Origin of the sequence: Nonomuraea corallina (genome assembly GCF_027620315.1) — a bacterium.
In the GTDB taxonomy this organism is placed as follows: domain Bacteria; phylum Actinomycetota; class Actinomycetes; order Streptosporangiales; family Streptosporangiaceae; genus Nonomuraea; species Nonomuraea corallina.
Genome location: NZ_JAPNNL010000003.1, coordinates 66,895 through 83,529 on the forward strand (window position 1 = coordinate 66,895; position 16,635 = coordinate 83,529).

Below are 16,635 nucleotides of genomic sequence, written 5' to 3' on the forward strand. Positions count from 1 at the left end.
GGGTCAGGCGAGCGCCAGGAAGAGCTTCTCCAGCTCCGCCACGCTCATGGGCGGCTCGTCGCCGCGGTCGCGGGCGTCCTGGCAGTGGCGCAGCCCGGTGGCGACGATCTTGAATCCGGCCCGGTCGAGCGCCTTGGAGACGGCCGCGAGCTGGGTGAGCACCTTCGTGCAGTCCTCGCCGGCCTCGATCATCGCGATCACGCCTGCGAGCTGGCCATGGGCCCGCTTCAGCCGGGTCAGCGCGTCGCCCACCATGCTCTCGTTCAGCTCCATGGCCCGAACTATACCCCCAGGGGTACCCACGAGTGCAAATCGTGCTTCACCAGGCCTTTCGTCGCGCTGTCGCCGGTAGAGGTGAGGATACGGGCCGGTGTACGGGGGTAGCCGACGGGTGCGGGCGGGTCCGTCCCCGGGGTTTCCAGAGGGCCGCCAGAGCCGATGAAGGGAGTACGGGCGAACCGTCACCCGCCCGCCGGGCCCGGCGGGCACCGTCGAGAGGAGAACACCGATGAAGGCAGCGGTAGGAGACCGGCTGGTCGTCGAGAGCGCCCGCGATCACGAGTCGCGGCGGGTCGGCGTCATCACCGAGGTACGCCACGAGGACGGGTCACCGCCCTACCTGGTGCGCTGGACGGACTCCGAACACGAATCCCTGGTGTTCCCCGGCCCGGACGCCCACGTGGTGACCAAGCAGGAGCGGGAAGCGTCGCTTCCGCCCCGGTGAGCGCCCGCCCCGGTCAGCCGTTCCGCTCCCCCCGCGGGCGCACCACCGCGACCGGGCAGGTGACATGGTGCAGCACTCCCCGGCTCACCGAGCCGAGCACGGACGCGGAGAAGCCGCCCATCCCGCGCGAGCCCACCACGACCAGGTCGGCCGACGCCGAGGCGTCCCTGAGCGCGGCCACGGGATGCGCGCACACCTGCTCGTCCGTGATCTCCACGTCCGGGTTCGCCTCCCGCCACGGCGTCACCGCCTCCCGGGCCCTGCGCCGCTGCTCCTCGAAGGCGCTGTCCAGCACCCCGCTGTAGGCGGCGGCGTACGGCGCCAGAACCGGCTCCTGCCAGGAGAACACCACGTGGACGCCGGCCTGACGGGCGCGGGCCTGGCCGACGGCGTACTCCATCGCCGTCCGCGACCACTCCGAGCCGTCGTAGCCCACCACGACCCGTCCGTGCCGGGTCTCGGCGGGGCCGCGCACGACCACGACCGTCCCCGCGGCGTGCGCCGCCACGGCGGTGCTGACCGAGCCGAGCAGCAACCCGGTGAAGCCGCCCCGTCCTCTGCTGCCCAGCACCACGCTGTCGGCCGCGGACGAGCCGATGACCAGTTGCTCGATGGCGTTGCCCCTGCGGGCCTCGGTGGTCACCGCCACGTCCGGCGCCACCTCCCGCGCCCGCTCGGCGGCGGCCCGCAGCGCTTCGCCGCCGTACTCCACGTCGACCTCGCCCAGGCTGAGCGGCCAGAGTTCGGCCACGTACAGGAGGTGGAGCGAGCGTCCCCGGCGGCGCGCGTCGCCGGCCGCCCACTCGACCGCCGCGGCGGCCGGTACGGACCCGTCCACCCCCACCGTGATCTGTTCCGCCATCGTTCCCCCTTCACCAGCCCCCGGTCGGAGCCCTCTGCCCCCTTGCCGAACGTCTCGCCTCGCATGCGGAACGTGACGGCCGGCACCCTTCAGGTACCCACCTCACGGCCGCCGCCGGTCACCCGGGTTCGAGGCGGGGGCGCTGGAAGCGCCACGGCGCCTCCGGCCCGTGGATCGCCCGCAGCGCCCGTTCGAGCGACTGCGCCGGGGACGCGCCGGTGTCGATCTCGATGGCGTCGGGCCAGGGCGCCGCCGTCGCCGCGAGGGCGGCGGCGACCGCCGGACCGGCGTCGGAGATCCCGCCCCGGCGGCCGGCCAGCCGCTCCTCGACCAGCTGCGGCAGGGCGGTGCAGCGCAGCGCCACCAGGTCGCTTGAGGTGCGCTCCGCCAGGTCTTCGGCCGCCTTCCGGTGCCCGGCGTCGCTCCAGGAAGCGTCGAGGATCACGGGCTCACCGCGCAGCAGCAGGCTCCGCGCCCGGGACAGCAGTTCGCGGTAGGTCCGCTCGGTCCACTCACGGCTGTAGATCCCCTCGCCGAAGGGCGCCGGCGCGGGCACCTCGGCCCCGATCCCGGCGAGCTCCTTGCGTACGCGGTCGCTGCTCAGCAGCGTGTAGCCCAGCCGGTCGGCGACCGCGGCGGCGACGGTGGTCTTGCCGGTCCCCGGAGTGCCGCCGACCAGCACCAGCGTCACCGCACCGGCCCGTAGATGACGCAGCGTCAGCTCGGCCAGCTCGCGGGCGTCGCGCACCGTACCGAGGTCTCCCTGCCGATACCGCACGCCGGCGACCTTGGCGCGGACGAAGGCCCGGTAGGCGACGTAGTGGTGCCACAGCGAGGCCGGAGCGGGGTCACCGGAGAACTGGGTGTACCAGCGCAGGAACAGCTCGGCCGGCCGAGGCGCCCCCAGCCGCTCCAGGTCCATGGCCAGGAACGCGGCGTCGTCCAGGCCGTCGACGAAGCGCAGCCGTTCGTCGAACTCCAGGCAGTCCATGATCCGCGGCCCGTCGTCCAGGCAGAAGATGTCGTCGGCCAGCAGGTCCCCGTGGCCGTCCACGATGCGGCCCTCGGCGATCCGCGCGGCGAACAGGCGCTCACGGCCGTCGAGGAAACGGCCGACGAGCCGTTCGATCTCCTCGATCACCCCGGGGCCGAACACGGCGCCGGAGGTCTCACGGACCTGGGCGAAGCTCGCCGTCCAGCGTTCCCGCAGCGCCCGCGCCTCTCCCTGCCGGTCGATCTCCGGGCCGCGGCGCGAGCGGCCGTGCAGGCTCGCGACCATCCGGGCGACCTGGCGCAGCTCCGCCTCCACCGGTTCGCCCGCGCGGATCATCGTCGCGAGCCGGCGTCCGTCCGGCATCCGCCGCATCACCACGAGGTGCTCGCAGGGCCGCCCGTCGGGGCCGAGCACGTCGGCGACGCCCTCGTAGACGTCGGGCGCGAGCCTCCGGTTGAGCCTCACCTCCTCGTGGGAGATGGCCTGCCGGGCCTCACGCGTGGTGAAGTCGAGGAAGCCCAGATCCACCGGCTTGCGCACCTTGATCGCCCGGTCGCCGAGCAGGATCACCACGGCCGAATGCGTCTCCTTGATCTGAGCCCACGGTCCCATCACAACGCCCCCGCACTCCCCCGCCCGGCCGTCCCGATCCGGGCCCGTCTCACGGCTGCCCCTACCCGCATTTCCCCAGGTTGAGCGGCCAGATCCGGTAATCAGGGCCGGGCCGGAGGTTGGGTGAGGACCTCCGGCCGGGTACGCCAGGAGGGCGCTGACCGCGTCCGCGCCGGACCCAGGTGATCGTGCCGTGGGTCCCGATCCGGCGAATCCGCGAGGGGGCCTGGTGACTGCGTCGCCGTTGGTGAGACCGGTGCTCAGGGGTCGTCACGAGCCCTGGGGCCGGCCGGGACGCGCTCGATGAGCCGGCCGGAGCCCGACCCGACCGAGCGGCTGGAGCCGCTGCTGCGCGACCTGGGCAGCTCGCGCACCGGCCTGACCTCGCGAGAGGCGGCGCGGCGGCTGGTCCACTACGGTCCCAACGAGCTTCGCCGACGCGGCGGCCGGCACTGGCCCCGCGCACTGGGGCGGCAGTTCACCCATCCGCTGGCGCTGCTGCTGTGGGCGGCGGCGGCTCTGGCCTTCGTGGCGGGGATCGTCCCGATCGCGGTGGCGGTCATGGTGGTGATCATCCTCAACGCGGTGTTCGCCTTCGCCCAGGAGGTGCAGGCCGAGAAGGCCGTCGAGGCGCTGGCCGCGTTCCTGCCGGTCCAGGCGAAGGTGCTGCGCGACGGACGGCCGCAGGCGGTGCCCGCCGCCGAGCTGGTGCCGGGCGACGTGCTGATGATCGAGGAGGGTGACCGGATCTCGGCGGACGCCCGGCTGATCTCGGGCGGCATCGAGGTCGACCTGTCGACGCTGACCGGCGAGTCGATGCCGGTCTTTCGCTCCGCTGACCTGGCGGACACCGGCGTGAGCCTGCTACAGGCTCGTGACCTGGCGTTCTCCGGGACGATGTGCACCGAGGGGCAGGCTCGGGCGGTCGTGTTCGCCACCGGGATGCGCACCGAGCTGGGGCGGATCGCGGCGCTGTCGGAACGCGTCCAGCCGGAGGAGAACCCGCTCGACCGGCAGATCCGCAAGGTGTCGCGACTGATCGCGCTGATCGCGCTCATCACCGGGGCGGCCTTCGTCCCGATCGCGACCTTCGGCGCACACCTGCCGGTGTCCGAGGCGGTGGTGTTCGCCGTGGGGCTGCTCGTGGGCAACGTGCCCGAAGGGCTGCTGCCGGTGATCACCCTGGCGCTGGCGCTGGGCGTGCGCGACCTGGCGCGGCGAGGGGCGGTGGTCAAACGGCTGAGCGCGGTGGAGACGCTGGGGTCGACGGGGGTCATCTGCACCGACAAGACCGGCACGCTCACGGAGAACCGCATGCGGGTCACCCACGTCTGGACCGCCGCCGGGACCTACGAGCTCGGGGACGCCCCGGTGTCCGGGGACGCGCGGCGCGCCGACCCGGCGCTCGCGGGGCTGGCCTCCGTCATGACGGCGTGCAACAACGCCCGCCGGGACCTCGCGGGAACCCTGACCGGCGACCCCACCGAGGTGGCGATGCTCGGGGCCGCCGACCGGCTCGGGGAGCCCGGCGCCGCCGGACGGCTGTGCCTGTTCCACTTCGACCCGGCGCTGAAGCGGATGTCGACCGTCGACGAACGCGACGGCGGCACCTGGGTGGACACCAAAGGAGCGCCCGAGACGGTCCTCCCTCAGTGCGCCGCGATCATGGAGGGGGGCGCGGCCCGGCCTCTCACCGCCGAGCGGCGCCGCGACGTCGAACAGGTCGTGGACGACCACGCCCGGCAGGGCCTGCGTGTGCTGGCCCTGGCCGTACGCCGCCTGGACCCCGGTCAGCCCGTGCCCCGGCGGCGCGAGGACGCCGAACGCGACCTGACCCTGCTGGGCCTGGTCGCGATGCAGGATCCGCCGCGCCCCGAGGTCGCCGAGGCGGTCGCGCACTGCCATGCCGCCGGGATCCGCATCATCGTGGTCACCGGCGACCACGCGCTGACCGCGGCGGCGGTGGCCCGGCAGGTGGGCATCGTCGGCGAGCGGCCCGCCGTCGTCACCGGCGAGCAGCTCGACCGCATGAGCGAGCACGACCTGGACGCGCTGCTGCGCGAACACCGTCAGCTGATCTTCGCCCGCAGCTCGCCCGAGGCCAAACTGCGGATCGCCGACGCGCTGCGCGCCGAGGGGCACGTGGTGGCGATGACCGGCGACGGGGTCAACGACGCGCCCGCCCTGCGCCGCGCCGACATCGGCGTGGCCATGGGGCGCTCCGGCACGGACGTGGCCAGGGAAGCCTCCACAGTGGTGCTCACCGACGACGACTTCGCCACCGTCGTCGCCGCCATCAGGTCAGGCCGGCAGGTCTACGACAACATCCGCAAGTTCATCTGCTACATCTTCGCCCACACCACCCCCGAGATCGTCCCGTTCCTCGTGTTCGCCCTCGCGGGCGGCGCCATCCCGCTCCCGCTCACGGTGCTGCAGCTGCTGGCCTTCGACGTCGGCACCGAGACCCTGCCCGCGCTGGCGCTGGGCCGCGAACCCGCCGAACCGGGCCTCATGCGACGCCCGCCCCGCGAACGGTCCGAAAGCGTGATCCGCCCCGCCATGCTGGTGCGCGCCTGGCTGTTCCTCGGCGTGATCTGCGCCGTCCTGTCCATGGCCGGGTTCTTCTACGTGCTGCTCAGAGCCGGCTGGCACCCGGGCGATCCGACCGGGCCCGGCAGCCCGCTGCACCACGCCTACCGGCAGGCGACCACCATGACCTTCCTCGGCCTGATCGCCGGCCAGGTCGGCACCGCGTTCGCCGCCAGGACCGAACACGCCTCCCTGCGCTCTGTCGGCGTCACCTCCAACCCGCTGCTGCTGTGGGGCATCGCCTTCGAACTGGCCCTGGCCGCCGTGCTCATCTACGCCCCGCCGTTCCAGGCACTGCTGGGCACCGCCGCCCTGACCCCGGACATGCTGGCCTTCGTCGTCCCGTTCCCGTTCCTCGTCTGGGGCGCCGACGAGATCCGCCGCTGGCTGCTGCGCCGCCGCAAGGCCGCCCCTTGACCCCGTCCTGAGGGAACTTTCGCCTCCGGTTCGGGTGGCCCGCGGCCCCGTACCAGGTAGGGAGGGATGGTGCGAAGGCCCCGAACGATCAGCAGCCCGAAGGGGAGGACCCGGTGAGTTCCGCATCCTCTGGACTGTCATCCGCCGATGCGGCCGCGCGGCTGGAACGGGACGGAGCCAACGTGCTGCCGCAGAAGCCGCCCGTTCCGCTGTGGCGGCGCGTGGCCACCCAGCTCCGGGACCCGCTGATCGTGGTCCTGCTCGTCGCGGTGGTGCTGACCGTCGTCGCGGGCGACTGGACCGACACCGTCGTCATCCTGCTCGTGATCGTCGTGAACACCTCCGTCGGGGTCGCGCAGGAGATCAGGGCCGACCGGGCCATCACCGCGCTGTCCCAGCTGACGGCCCCGGAGGCGCGGGTGATCCGCGACGGCTCCCAGCGGCAGATCCCGGCGGCCGAGATCGTCCGGGGAGACCTGCTGGTGCTGGCCGAAGGCGACATCGTCGTGGCCGACGCCACGGTGACGGAGGCGGCGGCCCTGCTCGTCGACGAGTCGTCGCTGACCGGCGAGTCCGCCCCGGTGGACAAGACCGGCGACGACCCGCTCTCCTCCGGCACCGTCGTGGTGAGGGGGCGGGGCCGCGCCGTGGTCACCGCGACCGGGGCGGACAGCGCGAGCGGCCGCATCGCGTCCATGATGGTCCGGGGAGCGCGCCTGACGCCCCTGCAGCGCCGCCTGGTGGGGGTGGGCCGGCTGCTGGCCGGCGTCGCGGTGGCGCTGTCCGCGGTGGTGCTCGTCCTGGGGCTGGCCCGGGGGCAGCCGGTCGAGCTGATGGTGGTGACCGCGATCAGCCTGGTCGTGGCGGCGGTCCCGGAGTCGCTGCCCGCCGTCGTGACCCTGAGCCTGGCCCTGGGCGCCCGCCGGATGGCCGGGCGCAACGCGCTCGTCCGCAAGCTGCCCGCCGTGGAGACGCTGGGCTCGGTGACCGTGCTCGCCACGGACAAGACCGGCACCCTCACCGAGGGCCGGATGGTCACCCGTCGCGCGTGGACCCCCGCGGGAGAGGCGCAGTTCACCGGCTCCGGGTACGCCCCCGACGGCGAGGTCGTCCGGGACGAGTCCCTCGACGAGGCGAGCCTCGCCGCCCTGCTGACCGCGACCGTCCTGTGCAACGACGCCCGGCTGTCCCCACCGGACGAGCCCGGGGGTGAGTGGACGGCGCTCGGCGACCCGACCGAGGCGGCCCTGCTCGCCGCCGCCGCCAAAGCGGGCCTGGACCCTGTCGAGCTGCAGGAGCGCTTCCCGCGCGTCGCCGAGCACCCCTTCGACAGCGGACGCAAGCGGATGAGCACCGTGCACCGCCTGCCCGGCGGGCGCGGCCGGGCGATCTGCAAGGGAGCGCCGGAGGCGATGCTGCACGCCTCCGTCCTGACCGACGACCCGGCGCTGCGGGCCCGCGCCGCCGGCCGGGCCGAGGAACTCGCCCGCGCCGGGTACCGCGTCCTGGCGGTGGCCGCCGCCGACCTGGACGAGGTGCCCGGCACGGCGCGAGAGAGCGGGCTGTCGCTGCTCGGGCTGGTCGCGCTCCAGGACCCGCCGCGTCCCGCCGCCTCCGCCGCGATCACCGGCTGCAAGCGGGCCGGCATCAAGCCGCTCCTCATCACCGGCGACCATCCCGGGACCGCGCGCGCCGTCGCCACCGACCTCGGCATCATCGCCGCCGGCGACCCGGTCGTGGACTGCCGCGAGCCGGGCCTGCGCGATCGGGCCGGAGCCCGGGTGTACGCCCGCGCCACCCCCGAACAGAAACTTGAGATCATCCAGGACCTGCAGGAGCGCGGCGAGACCCTGGCCATGACCGGCGACGGCGTCAACGACGGGCCGGCGCTGCGCCGCGCCGACATCGGCGTGGCCATGGGCAGGCGCGGCACCGAGGTCGCCCGCCAGGCGGCGGATCTCGTCCTCGCCGACGACGATCTCGACACCGTCGTCGCGGCCGTCGAAGAGGGACGCCGCGTCTACACCAACATCCGCCGCTTCCTGGTCTACGGCCTGTCGGGCGGGGCCGCGGAGCTGGCGGTGATGCTGCTGGGGCCGTTCGTCGGGCTGGCGCTTCCCCTGCTGCCCGCCCAGATCCTGTGGATCAACCTGCTGACCCATGGGCTGCCGGGCGTCGCACTCGGCGGCGAGCCGGCCGTGCCCGGGACCATGGACGTCCCGCCCCGGCCCGCCCGCCAGAGCATCCTGGGAGCCGGCCTGTGGCAGCGCCTGATCAGGATCGCGCTCGTGCTGACCGCCGTCACCCTGGGCGTCGCCGTCTGGGCCCACGCCACGGGACGCCCCTGGCAGAGCATGGCCTTCTTCGCTCTCGGCGCCGCCCAGCTCGGCGTCGCGCTCGGCTCCCGCACCAGGCCCGGCACGCTGGCCAACCCCATGCTGCTGTTCGCCGTCGCCGGCGCGTTCGCGCTGCAGCTCGCCGGACTGTACGTGCCGCTGCTGCGGGAACTCCTGGGCACCGAGCCCCTGAGCCTGGGCGACCTGCTGATCGTCACCGCGCTGTCCGCCCTCGGCTACGCCGCCGTACGCCTCGACCGGATCGTGCACCCGCCCCGCTCGCCGCACGATCGGCACTGATCAGCTCGGAAGCACCCTTTGCCCGATGGTGACCCGGCTGCTGGACGCGCCTGGTCGCCCACGGCAGCGCCAGGCGGCTGAACGCTCACAGACTCCTACTTGGGAGACAGGACGCGGCCCCTGAACTTGGGGCGCTTGGTCTCCCAGTAGCGCCAGCCCTCCACCCGGGCGGGCACGTTCGCTATGCCGCGCTCGATCAGGCGGTGACGGCAGGTGCCGAGCACCGACCAGGCGGACCAGCCGACGCGGTAGCCGAAGACGCGGTACCGCATGTTGCCGTACATGCCCTTGGTGATCTCCCGGGTGTACTCGTGGCCGGCGAAGACCATGTGCCGCTCCTCCAGGTGCGGGATCCCCAGCAGGCGCAGGTTGCGCACCACGTCGCCGGTGGTGACGGAGATCTGCCGCTCCGACTCGGTCTCCAGGAAGGCGAGGACCTCGTGCTCCCGCGTCACCTGCACCGTCATCGTCCCGCCCGGCCCGTCGATGAAGCGGGTGCGCGGGATGAAGAAGTTCGTCGGCGAGAGGCCGTGGACCTTGTAGAAGACCCGGGGGTGGCACCGGCCGTGGCCGTCCTCGAGGTTGAGCTTCACGTGCACGGACGGGGTCACGGTCACGGTCCGCGTGGGGCTCGGTGTGGGGCTCGGGGTCGGGCTCGGGGTCGGGGTCGGGGTCTGCCGCGGCCACGACCACGGGCGCGGTCTCATGGTGGAACGGGCGGCCGGGTTCGCGGCCGGGCCCCGGGCCAGGTCCGTGGTCGGCTCGGGGGTCGGCTCGGGGGTTGGCTCGGGGGTTGGCTCCGGGGCCGGACGCGGGACCGGACGCGGGACCGGGCGGGTGGCCGCGGCGGGGTCCGCGCCGGCCGCCGGGGACAGGGCTGCGGCGAGGGCCGTGGAGAGCGAGCCCGCGACGAGCATCACCGACCTCCGCGGCGGGCGGAGCCTCCTCAGCCGGGAGGGTACGACCGATGCTGCTCTTCCTGTTTTGGGTGTGAACATAATGGCGCGGTTCCTTTCGGCCGGTACGCGTACGATGCTTGCAGTTGGCGCAAGCTGTTTCCCGACGGCACGCCGACGCGCCCTTTCTGGTGCTGGGAAAGACTGGACGACTAAGGGTTTGGAGACCATCATCAGAGATGGCTTTTACCAGTAATTCTGATGCGATGACAAACGGCCATACAAGCAGTGGATTGCGCGTCATATCCGTTGTGTCGAATTTGAGATGACTGGGCCCGACGCCGCGGACGGCGACCGAGCGGACGCCTCGTTCGGCACGTGCCTGACGCTCCCCTTGACGAATCCCGGCAGGATCTTGCCAGTGCCTGGGCGAACTGACAAGATCTTGCCTCGAGGAGGCAGTTCCCTTCGCCTCCCCATGAAAGAGGTATACGAATGCGCATCCTTCGCGTGCTCAGCGTGACCGCCGCGTCCGCGGCCGCACTGACCATCGCCCTCACCGGCGCCGCGCTTGCCGACCCGCCCCCGCCGGGCAACTGCACGACCGGCTACGGATATGACAACACCCGTAACGCATACTGCGCCTCCGGTTACGGATTCGTACGGGTCAAGCTCACGTGCGCCAATGACTACAACAAGCGGACCACCATCTTCGGAAAGTGGGTGGGGGTGCCGAACGTGCCTCCCGCCGGCACTGTCAGTTATGCGCGGTGCAGCAGCAGCTATCCCTTCCTGATGAGCGTCGGGTACGAAACCAAGCCTCTTTAGTTTCCGACCGCAGAGACAGGCCGCTGGAAAGCCCCCGGACCGGCATACGTCGGCGCCGGGGGCTGCTTGGCGTCTCAGGGGGCGTTCCGCTGGTGAAGCCGCCTGGACGCGTGGCCCGGCGCCGGGCATCGATCAGCCGGTGACCACCCCGGTGTTCTGGCAGGCGGTCAGCAGCCAGCGGCCGTCCTGCTTGGACATCACGTACAGCGGAGCGCCCTCCTCGCCCGAGGTCGAGTAGAGCTGGCGCACCTTGACCGCCGCGACGTCCGGGCGGATGAAGGACACGTGGACCACCTCGTAGGTGACCTTGCCGTCCCAGTCGGCGGCGGGGAGCACCGCGCGGGTGAATTCGGAGATCGCGTCGAGGCCCAGGAGGACTCTGCCGCCACTCGTCGTCCATACCGCGTCGGGGTGGAAGAGGGAGAGGAACTCGTCGGGGTCCTTGTGCTGCTGGGAGTGCTCAACGGTGGCGACGACCTGGTGGATGGCCTCGAGGTCCGCGGCGTACGCGGTGGATTCCGTGCTCATGGGCACCACGGTGCTTCCTCAAGCATGGTCGAGGTCAAGCTCATCCCCGGGCCGGGGCCTCCGCCGGGCCCCTGGCGAACCTGGTCAGCAGGTTCAGCGTGGCGCGCCGGGTGAAGGCGGAGGCCGCCCGCGTCACGCCGTGGCCGCACTCCTCGCCCTTCAGGCCGCACACCCAGCGCATCGTGCCGGAGGCGAACACCCCGGCGCCGCTGGGGGCGACGTAGTAGGTGCTGTGGCTCACGGTGGCCCGGCCGCCGCAGTCGACCGGCGACTCGGCCAGCACCTGGACGCCGTCCGGCGAGCCGGGCGACACCTTGTCGGTCTCCACGCCGACCAGCCCGGGGAAGGTCGTGCCCCGGGTCCCCTCGAAGATCCAGTGGCCTGGCTCGCTCACCCGGTAGGCCGCCTCGGCCGGGAAGCAGTCGTACATCTGCCCGACCAGCGCGCTCTCCGGCTCCGAGCGCCGCCAGAGCGGGCACTGGGTCTCCTTGTCACACATGATCATCCTGCCGTGCAGCCCGATCCGCCAGTAGACGGCGTTGGCCCCGAGGAAGGCCAGGTTCGCGCCCGCGTCACGGGCCCGGGTGACGGCCTCCCGCATCTGGGGCGACCAGTACTCGTCGTGCCCCAGCGACACCACGGCGCGGGCGCCGCGCAGCGCCCCTGGCCGCAGGTCGAGGCTGGTCAGGTAGGCCAGCGGCACGCCGCTCTGCTCGGCCAGCCGGATCGCCTCCCGTTCGAAGTCGAGGAAGAGCCGGGCGCCCGAGCCGTCGTAGGGGCGGTCGAAGGTGACCTTGCGTGACCGGTTCTCGAATCCGCCGGGGCCGGTGTAGAGGCTGCGGCCGCCCCACCGGTTGTACGCCTGCCAGGTGGTGACCGCGTTGACGATGACCACCCGGCCCTCGGCCGAGGCCGAGCGCACGGTGATCGGCACGTACCGCTGGCCGCCCGTGGAGGCGTCCAGCCGCACCAGGTAGGCGCCCTCGGCCCAGCCGGTGGTGTCGACGGTGAGCGAGGGCTTCCAGTGGGCGGCGGTCACCATGCCCTCGACGGTCCGCGGCGCGGGCTGCCGTCTGCCGCCGGTCCGCTCCGAGTGCCAGACCCGTACCGGCTGGGCGCCCATCCGGAACGCCGACGCGGTGAAAAGGGGCGCGGTGGTGGAGACGAGCAGCCGGAACCGCTCCCCCGGCAGCACGCTGACGCGGTCGGCGTAGCCCTCGATCTCGTGCTCGTCGCCGCGTGCGGTGATGCGCCACCGCGCGGGCACGCCGGGCGGCGCCTGGGCGGGCGTGGCCCGTCCGGAAGCGGAGGCGGTCGCCGGGGCGGGCCCGGAGGCGACGGGCGCGGGGGCCGGGGCGGCGCAGCCGGCGGCGAGCAGGACCAGGACGGCGAGGACGTGACGCACGGTCGCCCATGGTTCCGCCTGTTCCCGGCCGGGCGCCGGACCTTGGCGAAGTGCTTACCCGTCGCGGGCCGAACCCCGGTCCGGCCGGCCGGGCGCCGAGAGCACCGCCCCGCTCGACCACAGGCGCTCCATGACGGCGGCGACGGCCTCCTGCCCGCCGGCCCACTCGGGCGGGTCCGGGTCCGGGGGCAGGTGGCCGACCGGCAGCAGGTAGAGCGACGCTTCGTCGACGCCGTCGACGTCCAGGATCGCGTGGACCTCGTCGTCGACGAACCCGCCGATCGGGACCGCGCCGCAGCCGAGGGCGGGCGCGACGAGGAGCACGTTCTGCGCCACGTGGCCGATCTCCAGCACCACGAACCGGTAGGCGCGTTCGCCGTACTTCAGCGTGGTCCGCCCGAAGACGGCGGTGAGCACCAGCGTCGCGGCGGCCGTCTCGAGGATCTCCGGGTAGGACGAGGCCTCCGCCAGCCGTGCGGGAGCCGTCGCGTCCAGGTCGAGCGTCTCCAGCACGTGGTCGTTGGCGCGGTAGTGGTAGACGCCGGGTTCCAGGCCGTCGACCGCGCGCACGACCACGTAGATCTCGGTGGGGTGCAGGCCGCCGGCCGAGGGCGCGGCGCGCAGGGTCGTCCGCTCCCCGTCACCGGCGCCGCCGGGCAGCCCCGCCGACAGCATGAGCAGGGCCGCGAGGTCCGGCACGGTGAGAGGCCGCGCGGAGAACCGGCGCACCGACCGGCGGGCGGCTATGGCCTGGTGCAGCGGCATGTCCAGCGGTTCTGGCCGGGGCAGCGCGATCACCTGGGCGCCGCCGTACCGTTTGCCGGGACGTCTGGTCAGCCGCTGGAAGGAGGGGCTGTTGCCGACCGTCGCCACCCGCCAGCCGAAGCTCCGGTCGTGGCGGCGTTGTTTGCTGTTCTCGTGGTAGAGCTCCGCCAGGCTCGAACCGATCGTCAGCGAGTCCATGATCACCTTACGGGTACGGGTGCGGTGCGCGGTTGAGGTCCCCGGGACCGGCCGGGCGCGGGCAGGGCGCCTCCGGATGTCTTGCGTAGAGCCGGTGGCCGCCGAGCAGCGGCCGGCTCTCGTCCGCGTACAGCGGTTGCAGGCCGGGGACCATGACCTTCACCACGTGATAGCCGCACCCGGCGACGTCGGGGGTGGTGAGGTCCACGGCGAGGGCCTCGAGGCCGGCCGCTCCCAGCCGCCCGAGCACGGCGTCGAGCGCGGTCCGGTGGTCGGCGGGAGGCTCCCCGGCGGCCGGAAGCGGGACCATCGGGCGGTCCAGGAACGGCTCCAGCGCCCGCGCGGACCCTCCTGACGCGTAGTGGAAGACGTGATCCTCGAAGGTGGTGAGCTCGTCCGCCGAAGGGGCCGGGGTGCCGGCCCGGGTCCTGCACAGGTATTTCGCCCATTCCCGCGTCTGGGCCGCCTCGACGAGCGCCTTCAGCACGGCCTTGGCCGGATCATGGTGCGCCGCCCCGCCCGCGCACGCGATGGGCGGGTCCTGCCGCTGGTCCAGGAGCAGGCACAGGAAGGCCGGCACGCCGAGGTCGGTCGTCATGTCCAGGACGTGGTAGTCCAGCCCCGGCCGGCGCAGCCGGGTCGCGTACACCTCGGCGATCGTGGGATGCGACAGGAGGTCGACGCGGCCGAGCGGCAGTTCGCGCAGCCAACTGATCATGAAGGCGTCCCGTTCGATCGCCTCGTACAGGCCGCTGAGCACCGCTTCGGCCCGCGAGGCGGCGCAGGCGAGCCCCGTCGAGACGGCGGGACCGACGATGTGCTCCTCGACGTCCCGGCCCTGCGGGAGGTACGGCAGATGGACCAGGCAGGCCGGGACGTGGGACCAGGCGGCCCGGCTCAGGGAGTACGCCCGCAGCCAGGCGATGGGGGTGTCGTCGCCGAAGTGCGGCGCGTGCTCGGCCTGGTCCCGGTGGAACAGGGCGTACTGCGCGGGCCCCGGCGGCGGATGGCCGCCGGCCGCGAGCCCGCGCCAGGTCGCCACGGTGACCTGGTCGGGCTGGGAGAACGCGGCGCAGTAGCGTTCCAGCCCTTCCCCGATGGCGGCGGCCCGCGCCGCTTCCCTGGTCAGACCGGCTCCGCCGTTCTGGTCATAGCAGGAGCCCGCGCCCAGCGCGGCGCTGTCGGCCATCCGCACCGAGCTGTTGAAGATCCGCGGTTCGCCGGGCCCGACGGGAAGGTCGAGGACGTGGGCGATGATGCCGGTGCGGCTGTCGACCGGGCCGGGCGTTGCCGCCGACGCCGGGCGGGCCGCCGGTGGAGCCTTCACTGGACGCCTTCCACGTCCCACACCTGGAGGGCCGGGCGGTCCCGGGACGGCAGGCCGCAGGACCGGCAGCGCGGCACGCGCAGGACCGGATGCAGCGTCGTGGTGCTGGACAGCACGTCGATCGCGAGGAGTCCGTCGACGGTCGTGGCGGGCGCGAACCCGGTGATGAGCTTGACCACCTCGAGAGCCACCAGCGACAGCCCGGGGACCACGGCGAGGAACGGCTGTGCCGCGCCCTCACCCCAGAGGTGCTCGACCAGCGCCGCCTCCTCGTAGCGCGTGAGATGGCTGCGGCGCCGATCGTCGAAGCAGGTCCAGCAGGCGCTGCGCCCCGGCAGCACCGTCGGCCCGATCAGCACCTCCAGGCCGACCGTGCGGCAACTGGTCCACGGCGTCCCTGACGCCATCACCGCCCTGTTGACGGATTCGTGCTCGGTCGGCTGGAACACGTCGCCGGCCAGGACCACCGCGTCACACCGTTCCAGCAGGTCCTGCCACGTCCCCGGGCCGGCGGGAACGGCGCGGCAGTGCGGGCTGGTCTGCCCGATCAGTTCGCAGACCACCTCGGCGCTGGACCGTCCCCGGTGGCGCAGGTCGTACCAGGCGTCGGCGCGGGCCGCCTCCTCGGCCACCGGCCCGTCGTCCACGCACACCAGCTCGCCGACCCCGGACGTCGCCAGGTCCCTGGCGACCTGGGAACCGAGCCGGCCGCACCCCAGGACGGCCACGACGGCCTCCCGCAGGCGCGCCTGGTAGTGCGCGCCCGACGCGGGCACGTCCGGCCGGGACGGCGCGGCCGAGTCGGAGGCCGCGGAGAAGTGGCCGAAGAAGTCGGCCTGCGGCCGCCACCACCGCTGTTCCTCGGCGGTCAGCGCCGTGCACTCCGGAGGTCCCTCCCGCAGCAGGCCCTGCGTGTGCAGAGCGCCCAGCAGGTCGTCGACCAGTGCCGGATGCGCGTCGTGGCCGTCGAGCTGGGCACGGATGTCCTCGATCATCCGGGTGCCGTCCAGGAGCGGCAGCAGCCGCTGGAGCAGTCCGGGCGTCACGTGGTCGAGGGCGAACGACCGCGTCAGCGAGTCGAGCCGGACCGTGCCCGACGGCGTGGTGGACACCCGGTACCAGCCGGGCACCCATGGCCGCGCCGGCAGCGTGTCGTTCCTGGGCAAGGTCCGCTCCGTCAGATCGCGCTGGTGCTGGTGCTGGAGCAGCCGTGACAGGAGGTGCTGCAACTGCAGCTCCCCCCGCCGTGCGAGGCACGGGCCTGCAGCCGCGCGAAGCTCGCGATCTCGGCGGCCAGCCGCCCGTGACCGCGCAGCGTCGCCATCTCGTCGGAGTCGTAGATGTTCATGGACGACTCGTCGTGCAGAAGCGACGCGTGCGCGAAGTCGGAGATCGAGAGCACCTGCCGGATGGACACCTCGGCCAGCGACGCCCGCGTGCCGACGTCGGGCGCCGAGGTGACGAGCGCCTCGGCGCCCTGGTCCAGCAGCTCGGCGGCCCCGTACTCGGTGGAGACCACCTCGTCGTCGACGACGAACAGCGTGGAGAAGGCGCGGATGGACGTACGGTCCTCCATGAGGACGCGGACGGCCACGGCGAACCCGCCCTGGGAGACGCTGAGGCCGGCGTGCTGCGCGAGGTCGTCCGAGACGAACGGGAGGATCCCGACGGCGAAGCCCGCGTGGTTTTCCTCGCTGTAGATGTTCACCGCTCGCGCGCGCTCGGGCATCGCCCGCATGCCGAGGCGTTCGAGCTCCTCGCGCAGGATGCCCGCGGTGGTGGAGTCGCGCAGGGCGGTCTCGATGAAGGGCATGCCGAGTTCGATGTCGAGCTCGGTGATCGTGCCGGCCATCT

Annotated in this window: 14 protein-coding genes; 4 read left to right on the forward strand and 10 right to left on the reverse strand. The window is 73.2% G+C overall.

Translation table 11 applies throughout. The features are described from left to right. Positions 1-3 precede the first annotated feature (3 nt). Positions 4-273 carry a metal-sensitive transcriptional regulator gene (locus OUY22_RS01470; RefSeq protein WP_270152847.1) on the reverse strand — a complete coding sequence of 90 codons (270 nt, stop codon included), beginning with the start codon at positions 271-273 and terminating at the stop codon, positions 4-6. A gap of 235 nt (positions 274-508) precedes the next feature. Here OUY22_RS01470 and OUY22_RS01475 point away from each other — a divergent pair, with 235 nt between their 5' ends. Continuing rightward, positions 509-724 (forward strand): DUF1918 domain-containing protein, encoded by a 216-nt coding sequence (locus OUY22_RS01475; protein WP_270152848.1) that lies wholly within the window; start codon positions 509-511, stop codon positions 722-724. 13 nt (positions 725-737) lie between these two features. Here the strand turns inward: OUY22_RS01475 and OUY22_RS01480 are convergent, their stop codons facing one another. Together OUY22_RS01480 and OUY22_RS01485 are read right to left on the reverse strand one after the other, a co-directional pair. Next, positions 738-1,586, reverse strand: coding sequence for a universal stress protein (locus OUY22_RS01480; protein WP_270152849.1), 849 nt, complete (start codon positions 1,584-1,586; stop codon positions 738-740). Positions 1,587-1,704: 118 nt separating this feature from the next. Continuing rightward, a complete protein-coding gene (locus tag OUY22_RS01485) occupies positions 1,705-3,192 on the reverse strand; it encodes a bifunctional aminoglycoside phosphotransferase/ATP-binding protein (RefSeq protein WP_270152850.1) in 1,488 nt (495 codons plus the stop codon). A 303-nt stretch (positions 3,193-3,495) separates the two neighbouring features. Here OUY22_RS01485 and OUY22_RS01490 point away from each other — a divergent pair, with 303 nt between their 5' ends. Both OUY22_RS01490 and OUY22_RS01495 read left to right on the forward strand, forming a co-directional pair. Then, complete coding sequence (locus OUY22_RS01490) at positions 3,496-6,198, forward strand: cation-translocating P-type ATPase (protein ID WP_270152851.1); 2,703 nt, start codon at positions 3,496-3,498, stop codon at positions 6,196-6,198. A gap of 113 nt (positions 6,199-6,311) precedes the next feature. After that, complete coding sequence (locus tag OUY22_RS01495) at positions 6,312-8,834, forward strand: cation-translocating P-type ATPase (protein WP_270152852.1); 2,523 nt, start codon at positions 6,312-6,314, stop codon at positions 8,832-8,834. A gap of 95 nt (positions 8,835-8,929) precedes the next feature. On the opposite strand, the gene OUY22_RS01500 is transcribed toward OUY22_RS01495, so the two are convergent. Beyond that, on the reverse strand, positions 8,930-9,451 hold the full coding sequence (locus tag OUY22_RS01500; protein ID WP_270152853.1) for a hypothetical protein: 522 nt from the start codon (positions 9,449-9,451) through the stop codon (positions 8,930-8,932). A gap of 774 nt (positions 9,452-10,225) precedes the next feature. Between OUY22_RS01500 and OUY22_RS01505 the strand changes: the two genes are divergently transcribed. Next, on the forward strand, positions 10,226-10,558 hold the full coding sequence (locus tag OUY22_RS01505; RefSeq protein ID WP_270152854.1) for a hypothetical protein: 333 nt from the start codon (positions 10,226-10,228) through the stop codon (positions 10,556-10,558). Between the two features lie 132 nt (positions 10,559-10,690). Here OUY22_RS01505 and OUY22_RS01510 read toward each other — a convergent pair whose 3' ends face one another. The 6 genes from OUY22_RS01510 to OUY22_RS01535 are packed head-to-tail and all read right to left on the reverse strand — an operon-like array spanning position 10,691 to position 16,633. Next, the gene (locus tag OUY22_RS01510; protein ID WP_270152855.1) at positions 10,691-11,086 is read right to left on the reverse strand and encodes an SgcJ/EcaC family oxidoreductase; all 396 of its coding nucleotides are present in this window, start codon (positions 11,084-11,086) and stop codon (positions 10,691-10,693) included. Between the two features lie 40 nt (positions 11,087-11,126). Then, on the reverse strand, positions 11,127-12,491 hold the full coding sequence (locus OUY22_RS01515; RefSeq protein ID WP_270152856.1) for a N,N-dimethylformamidase beta subunit family domain-containing protein: 1,365 nt from the start codon (positions 12,489-12,491) through the stop codon (positions 11,127-11,129). A gap of 54 nt (positions 12,492-12,545) precedes the next feature. Then, positions 12,546-13,454 (reverse strand): SagB/ThcOx family dehydrogenase, encoded by a 909-nt coding sequence (locus tag OUY22_RS01520; protein ID WP_270152857.1) that lies wholly within the window; start codon positions 13,452-13,454, stop codon positions 12,546-12,548. Positions 13,455-13,461: 7 nt separating this feature from the next. Continuing rightward, complete coding sequence (locus OUY22_RS01525; RefSeq protein ID WP_270152858.1) at positions 13,462-14,781, reverse strand: YcaO-like family protein; 1,320 nt, start codon at positions 14,779-14,781, stop codon at positions 13,462-13,464. Next, entirely contained in the window at positions 14,778-16,010 is a 1,233-nt protein-coding gene (locus OUY22_RS01530; RefSeq protein WP_270152859.1) for a TOMM precursor leader peptide-binding protein, read from the reverse strand. The genes OUY22_RS01525 and OUY22_RS01530 overlap by 4 nt, the downstream gene beginning before the upstream one ends. Next, on the reverse strand, positions 15,959-16,633 hold the full coding sequence (locus OUY22_RS01535; RefSeq protein WP_270152860.1) for a hypothetical protein: 675 nt from the start codon (positions 16,631-16,633) through the stop codon (positions 15,959-15,961). Before OUY22_RS01535 ends, OUY22_RS01530 begins: the two co-directional genes overlap by 52 nt. Positions 16,634-16,635 lie beyond the last annotated feature (2 nt).

What these genes read in the sequence shown, in the direction of transcription:
- OUY22_RS01470 (WP_270152847.1), bottom strand. Translation starts at nt 273, where the DNA reads ATGGAGCTGAACGAGAGCATGGTGGGCGACGCGCTGACCCGGCTGAAG.
- OUY22_RS01475 (WP_270152848.1), top strand. Translation starts at nt 509, where the DNA reads ATGAAGGCAGCGGTAGGAGACCGGCTGGTCGTCGAGAGCGCCCGCGAT.
- OUY22_RS01480 (WP_270152849.1), bottom strand. Translation starts at nt 1,586, where the DNA reads ATGGCGGAACAGATCACGGTGGGGGTGGACGGGTCCGTACCGGCCGCC.
- OUY22_RS01485 (WP_270152850.1), bottom strand. Translation starts at nt 3,192, where the DNA reads ATGGGACCGTGGGCTCAGATCAAGGAGACGCATTCGGCCGTGGTGATC.
- OUY22_RS01490 (WP_270152851.1), top strand. Translation starts at nt 3,496, where the DNA reads ATGAGCCGGCCGGAGCCCGACCCGACCGAGCGGCTGGAGCCGCTGCTG.
- OUY22_RS01505 (WP_270152854.1), top strand. Translation starts at nt 10,226, where the DNA reads ATGCGCATCCTTCGCGTGCTCAGCGTGACCGCCGCGTCCGCGGCCGCA.
- OUY22_RS01510 (WP_270152855.1), bottom strand. Translation starts at nt 11,086, where the DNA reads ATGAGCACGGAATCCACCGCGTACGCCGCGGACCTCGAGGCCATCCAC.
- OUY22_RS01520 (WP_270152857.1), bottom strand. Translation starts at nt 13,454, where the DNA reads ATGGACTCGCTGACGATCGGTTCGAGCCTGGCGGAGCTCTACCACGAG.
- OUY22_RS01535 (WP_270152860.1), bottom strand. Translation starts at nt 16,633, where the DNA reads ATGGCCGGCACGATCACCGAGCTCGACATCGAACTCGGCATGCCCTTC.